Raw genomic sequence first — 4,609 nt, 5'->3', positions numbered from 1 at the left:
TTAAGAGAAATTCTATTTTTCCACTTAGAAACGGTTTGTTGCGATGTGTTAAATTGCTGGGCTAACTCAAAATTAGTAGCCTTAGATTTTTGAATTTGCTGACGAATGTTTATATTCGTAGTGGCGTTTGAATGATAAATTTGCATAATTATTTTTATTTGCGTGAAACAAAAATAACCAACTTTTTTATCAGTTCCTCATAGGATTTACTTTGAAGGCTAGCCTTCAAAGTAAATCCTATGAGGATAGAATGCCATCAATAATGTTATGAAACTTTACACATAATATTGTTAGGAATAGTTTGCTGAATCATCTGCCCAGAGTGTTACAATCAAGGTTTACAACTTTTAAAGCATTGAATTGGAATTCATATTTTATAAGAAATTGGTGGGTTGTTCTCATTTCTATTATTATTGGTTCCTATTCTCATTTATTTTGGGATGCTTTTACGCATACTGATGGCTATTTTGTGAAATTAATTCCAGAACTTCAAAACACGATTTCTTTTCTTGGTATTATCCATATTCCTTTGTTTAAAATATTGCAACATTGTTCTACACTCATTGGCGGAATGATTATTCTCTACTATATCTACTTGCTACCGAAGTACGATATAAATACTAAACCATTGCAATTCAAATATTGGATTATTGTAGCAATTATCACTTTTTTTATAGTTTCATTTAAATTGTTTTTGGAATTAAATATTAAAGCGTATGGCAATGTAATCGTTACTATTATTGCTTCTACGATGTTGTCATTAATTATAACCTCATTATTGATGAAATCAAAATAATCTAATTTAAATATATTGATCATCTAAAAAATTAAATTATGAAACAGAAAACTGGATGTATAATTTTAGGAGCAATACTAACCACAGCTTGTAATTTTAACAATAATAAAGGGCTAAAGGTGACTATTGACAATCAATCTGATTTTGAAATTAGAAATATAGTGGTTACGACTTCCGAGCATCAGTCAAAAGTAGATTTGCCTAAAATTGGAGTACATCAAAAATATGAAGCATTTTTATCTATGAAAAAGCATTCAATGGATGGACATTACCTATTGGAATTTACAAAAGATGATTCCATAAAAGAAACAAAATCTTTTGGTTATTATACCAATGGTGCCCCTTTGGATAAAGAAATAAACATCACAATCAAAAACGATACGGTCATCATTGAATAAGATAATGTTGTTGTACAAATTGATATTTATATTGATATTTATATTTTTATAGCTTAATTATTTGCGTTAATCCTTTCATGAAATAGGAGTTTCTAAAATATTTCACAAAACTAAATTATGTACAATATAAATTTACCATACCTTTGCCTTATCAAAATAAAAAATCAGATGATTTAAAGATTTTGATTGCTATTAAAATTAGATTCTAATGAAAAAGAAAACAGCCATTGTATTAGGTGCAACAGGACTTACGGGTAGGTATTTACTCGACCTGTTACTTCAATCGGATACATACGAAAATGTGAAAGTCTTCACCCGAACACCTACGAACAAACAGCATCCGAAATTGGAGGAAATCGTTTGTGATTTATTGCATTTGGAGCAACACGCTAAGGATTTTACGGCAGATGAGGTCTTTTGTTGTATCGGAACAACTAAGGCTGAAACACCCGATAAGAAGCGATACCACGCCATTGATTACGGCATTCCCGTGAGTGCCGCTAAATTAGCCGAGCTAAATAATATACCGACTTTTAGTGTGATTTCTGCTATGGGTGCAGATGCCAATAGTTCGGTGTTTTACAGCAAAACCAAAGGCGAAATGGAACAAGAGGTCCTAAAATGCGACATTCCCAATGTTTTGGTATATCGTCCTTCATTGATTTATGGCGAACGCAAAGATTCCCGTTGGGCAGAGAATATCGGAACAGTCTTGATGAAAGGTTTGCAATTTCTACTCATAGGTCCTTTGAAAAAATACCGAGCCATTCGTGGCGAAGACTTAGCAAAAGCCCTATTTTTAGGCACTCACAGAAAAGGACATCAGATTATTCTAAGAGATGCCTTTGAACAATCATCCAACTAAAAAAACAGAAAATGAAACAAAAAATAGTATCTGTTCTACGCTATCTGTTAGCGATTTTTATGGTCTATGCAGGGATACAACATTTTATAAAACCTGAATTTTATACGCCTTTTGTACCGAGTTTTTTACCCTATTCTCATTTTTTTATTATGAGTTCAGGATTGGTAGAAGTGGTGCTTGGCTTACTTCTTTTCTTTAGAAATAAATACGCGACCTATGGTGCTTTGGGTATTTTTCTACTGATGTTGGTATTTTTGCCCATTCATATCAAAGATGTGTTGGTTGAAAATCCAGCCATTGGCAGTCACAAAGCGGCGATAATTCGTTTGCCGATACAAATCTTGTTCCTCGTTTGGTCGTGGGCGGTGTATCAATTTACCAAGAAAAATCTAAAATAATCAAACATAAAACAACAACAATGAATAATTTTGAATTTAAAAATCCAACGAAAATCCTTTTTGGAAAAGGACAAATCGAGAATATCAATAATGAAATCCCGAAAGAGGCAAAAATCCTACTTATCTATGGGGGTGGAAGCATTAAACGCAACGGTATTTACGACCAAGTAATACACGCACTAAAAGGTAGAGAAATCGTGGAATTTAGCGGTGTGCCTGCCAATCCTGAGTATGAAATCTTGATGGAAGCGGTTTCGGTAATCAAAGAGAAAAAATTGGATTATATCTTAGCCGTAGGAGGCGGTTCGGTGATTGACGGAACGAAATTTATCTCGGCAGCGGTAAAATATACTGGCGATGATGCGTGGAATATTTTAGCCAAAAAAGAACCCGTAAAAGCCACCTTACCTTTTGCCACCGTGCTGACTCTTCCTGCCACGGGTTCGGAAATGAACTCGGGAGCGGTCATCTCGCGTAGAGCAACCAAAGAAAAATTGTCTTTCGGTTCGCCCTTGTTATTCCCTCAGTTTTCGGTGCTAGACCCAACGGTCATTCAGTCGCTGCCCAAAAGACAATTGGTGAATGGGATTGTGGATTCGTTTGTGCATACTTTGGAGCAATATATGACCTATCCAGCGGCCGGACGCTTGCAAGACCGATTTTCGGAAGGTATTATGCAAACTTTGATAGATGTGGGTGCCAAAGTGGTGGAAAGCCCGAGTGATTATGAATTGGCGTCCAACTTTATGTGGTCGTGTACGATGGCACTTAACGGATTGATTTCAAAAGGCGTTCCTACCGATTGGGGTGTTCACGGGATTGGTCACGAACTGACGGCATTGCACGGTATCGACCACGCCAGAACTTTAGCCATTGTATTGCCAAGTTATTACCGCTATTGTTTTGAGGATAAAAAACAAAAATTAGCCCAATTTGCCGAAAGAGTTTGGTATATTACCGATGGCACTTTGGACGAAAAAGCCCACCAAGCCATCGAAAAAATCGAAAGTTTCTTCCACTCATTAGAAGTCCAAACCCGACTATCCGAATACACAGAAAACCATACCGACACCGCCCAAATCGTTTCAGAGCGATTTACCCAAAGAGGTTGGCTCGGCATCGGCGAACACCAAAAGGTAACCCCTGAAGCTGTAAAAGAAATTTTAGAAAATGCTTACTAATAAAAAATCCCGCTGTCTTGGAAGATGGCGGGAGTTTTTTGCTGTAGGAATTATTTTTTATGATTTTTAAGTTGAAAATATATTATGTTATTGAATAATAAAAAAATACTATTTGAAGGGAATAATGAATATTTTTTAGTATCTTGGCTGAAAACATTTTCACGAAATTGTAAATAATATGGCATTAAATGTAAGAAATACAGCAAAACCATTTGTAAAATGGGCGGGTGGAAAATCACAATTATTAGATAAAATAGATAAGGCAATACTTCTATTATACAAAAAAGAAGGGTTTGATTTTATATAATCTATTTATTATTTAGACAGTAAAATTTATATGTACTAACTAATTGTAAACTATAAATGGATTTAAGATTTGATATAGAATTATCAAAAAAATATAAAAGTAAATCACAAATTGTTAGGGTATTAACTGAAAATTGGGTTTTAAATAACTCATATTGTCCCAGTTGTGGTAATTCTTTTTTAACTGAATTTGAAAATAATCGTCCAGTGGCAGATTTTTTCTGTAAAAATTGTAGAGAAGAATTTGAATTAAAAAGCAAGAAAGGAAAGTTTCCTAAAATTATCACTGATGGAGCGTATGAGACTATGATAAGTAGGGTAAACTCACAAAATAATCCAAACTTCTTCTTTATTACTTATACTAAAGATTGGAGTGTAAATAACTTTTTTTGAATATCCGTTTTTATACCTAATTTCCTGCTATAGCAGCTATAATCACCCTATCGAATAATCGTTCTCCAAAATATCGCCTGTTTAGCTTGTATACAAATTCATTTAAGTATAATTGAAGATATTTGCCTTTGATTTTGTGGTAATTACCTAACAAGTTTCGTTTCGCATTNCTTATAAATATATGAACCCATCGCAATGTCTCCTTTGTGGTTGCTTTGCTTGATTTTTCAGTCACATATATTTCAACATAATTAGATATATCAACATAGGAA

General features: G+C 34.1%; 8 protein-coding genes. 7 read left to right on the top strand and 1 reads right to left on the bottom strand.

The window, feature by feature from the left end:
• The first annotated feature begins 286 nt into the window (after positions 1-286).
• The 7 genes from C237_RS13695 to C237_RS13690 all read left to right on the top strand — a co-directional run bounded on the left by C237_RS13695 (position 287) and on the right by C237_RS13690 (position 4,337).
• Positions 287-796 carry a DUF4184 family protein gene (locus C237_RS13695; protein ID WP_083917672.1) on the top strand — a complete coding sequence of 170 codons (510 nt, stop codon included), beginning with the start codon at positions 287-289 and terminating at the stop codon, positions 794-796.
• Positions 797-834: 38 nt separating this feature from the next.
• Positions 835-1,194: a hypothetical protein gene (locus tag C237_RS0109505; RefSeq protein WP_018676262.1), complete on the top strand. Its 360-nt coding sequence runs from the start codon at positions 835-837 to the stop codon at positions 1,192-1,194.
• A 208-nt stretch (positions 1,195-1,402) separates the two neighbouring features.
• The gene (locus C237_RS0109500; protein WP_018676261.1) at positions 1,403-2,059 is read left to right on the top strand and encodes an NAD(P)H-binding protein; all 657 of its coding nucleotides are present in this window, start codon (positions 1,403-1,405) and stop codon (positions 2,057-2,059) included.
• An 11-nt stretch (positions 2,060-2,070) separates the two neighbouring features.
• Complete coding sequence (locus C237_RS0109495; RefSeq protein WP_018676260.1) at positions 2,071-2,457, top strand: DoxX family protein; 387 nt, start codon at positions 2,071-2,073, stop codon at positions 2,455-2,457.
• 20 nt (positions 2,458-2,477) lie between these two features.
• On the top strand, positions 2,478-3,638 hold the full coding sequence (locus C237_RS0109490; RefSeq protein WP_026315611.1) for an iron-containing alcohol dehydrogenase: 1,161 nt from the start codon (positions 2,478-2,480) through the stop codon (positions 3,636-3,638).
• 178 nt (positions 3,639-3,816) lie between these two features.
• Positions 3,817-3,945 (top strand): hypothetical protein, encoded by a 129-nt coding sequence (locus C237_RS15110; protein ID WP_018676258.1) that lies wholly within the window; start codon positions 3,817-3,819, stop codon positions 3,943-3,945.
• Positions 3,946-4,001: 56 nt separating this feature from the next.
• Positions 4,002-4,337 carry a DpnI domain-containing protein gene (locus C237_RS13690; protein ID WP_018676257.1) on the top strand — a complete coding sequence of 112 codons (336 nt, stop codon included), beginning with the start codon at positions 4,002-4,004 and terminating at the stop codon, positions 4,335-4,337.
• Between the two features lie 16 nt (positions 4,338-4,353).
• Here the strand turns inward: C237_RS13690 and C237_RS0109475 are convergent.
• On the bottom strand, positions 4,354-4,609 hold a 256-nt coding region (locus C237_RS0109475; protein WP_018676256.1), incomplete at its 5' end, for a transposase.

The sequence above is a fragment of the Riemerella columbina DSM 16469 genome, from assembly GCF_000374405.1.
GTDB lineage: Bacteria > Bacteroidota > Bacteroidia > Flavobacteriales > Weeksellaceae > Riemerella > Riemerella columbina.
This window is presented reverse-complemented; position numbering and strand designations above follow the sequence as displayed.

What these genes read in the sequence shown, in the direction of transcription:
- C237_RS0109505 (WP_018676262.1), top strand. Translation starts at nt 835, where the DNA reads ATGAAACAGAAAACTGGATGTATAATTTTAGGAGCAATACTAACCACA.
- C237_RS0109500 (WP_018676261.1), top strand. Translation starts at nt 1,403, where the DNA reads ATGAAAAAGAAAACAGCCATTGTATTAGGTGCAACAGGACTTACGGGT.
- C237_RS0109495 (WP_018676260.1), top strand. Translation starts at nt 2,071, where the DNA reads ATGAAACAAAAAATAGTATCTGTTCTACGCTATCTGTTAGCGATTTTT.
- C237_RS0109490 (WP_026315611.1), top strand. Translation starts at nt 2,478, where the DNA reads ATGAATAATTTTGAATTTAAAAATCCAACGAAAATCCTTTTTGGAAAA.
- C237_RS15110 (WP_018676258.1), top strand. Translation starts at nt 3,817, where the DNA reads ATGGCATTAAATGTAAGAAATACAGCAAAACCATTTGTAAAATGGGCG.
- C237_RS13690 (WP_018676257.1), top strand. Translation starts at nt 4,002, where the DNA reads ATGGATTTAAGATTTGATATAGAATTATCAAAAAAATATAAAAGTAAA.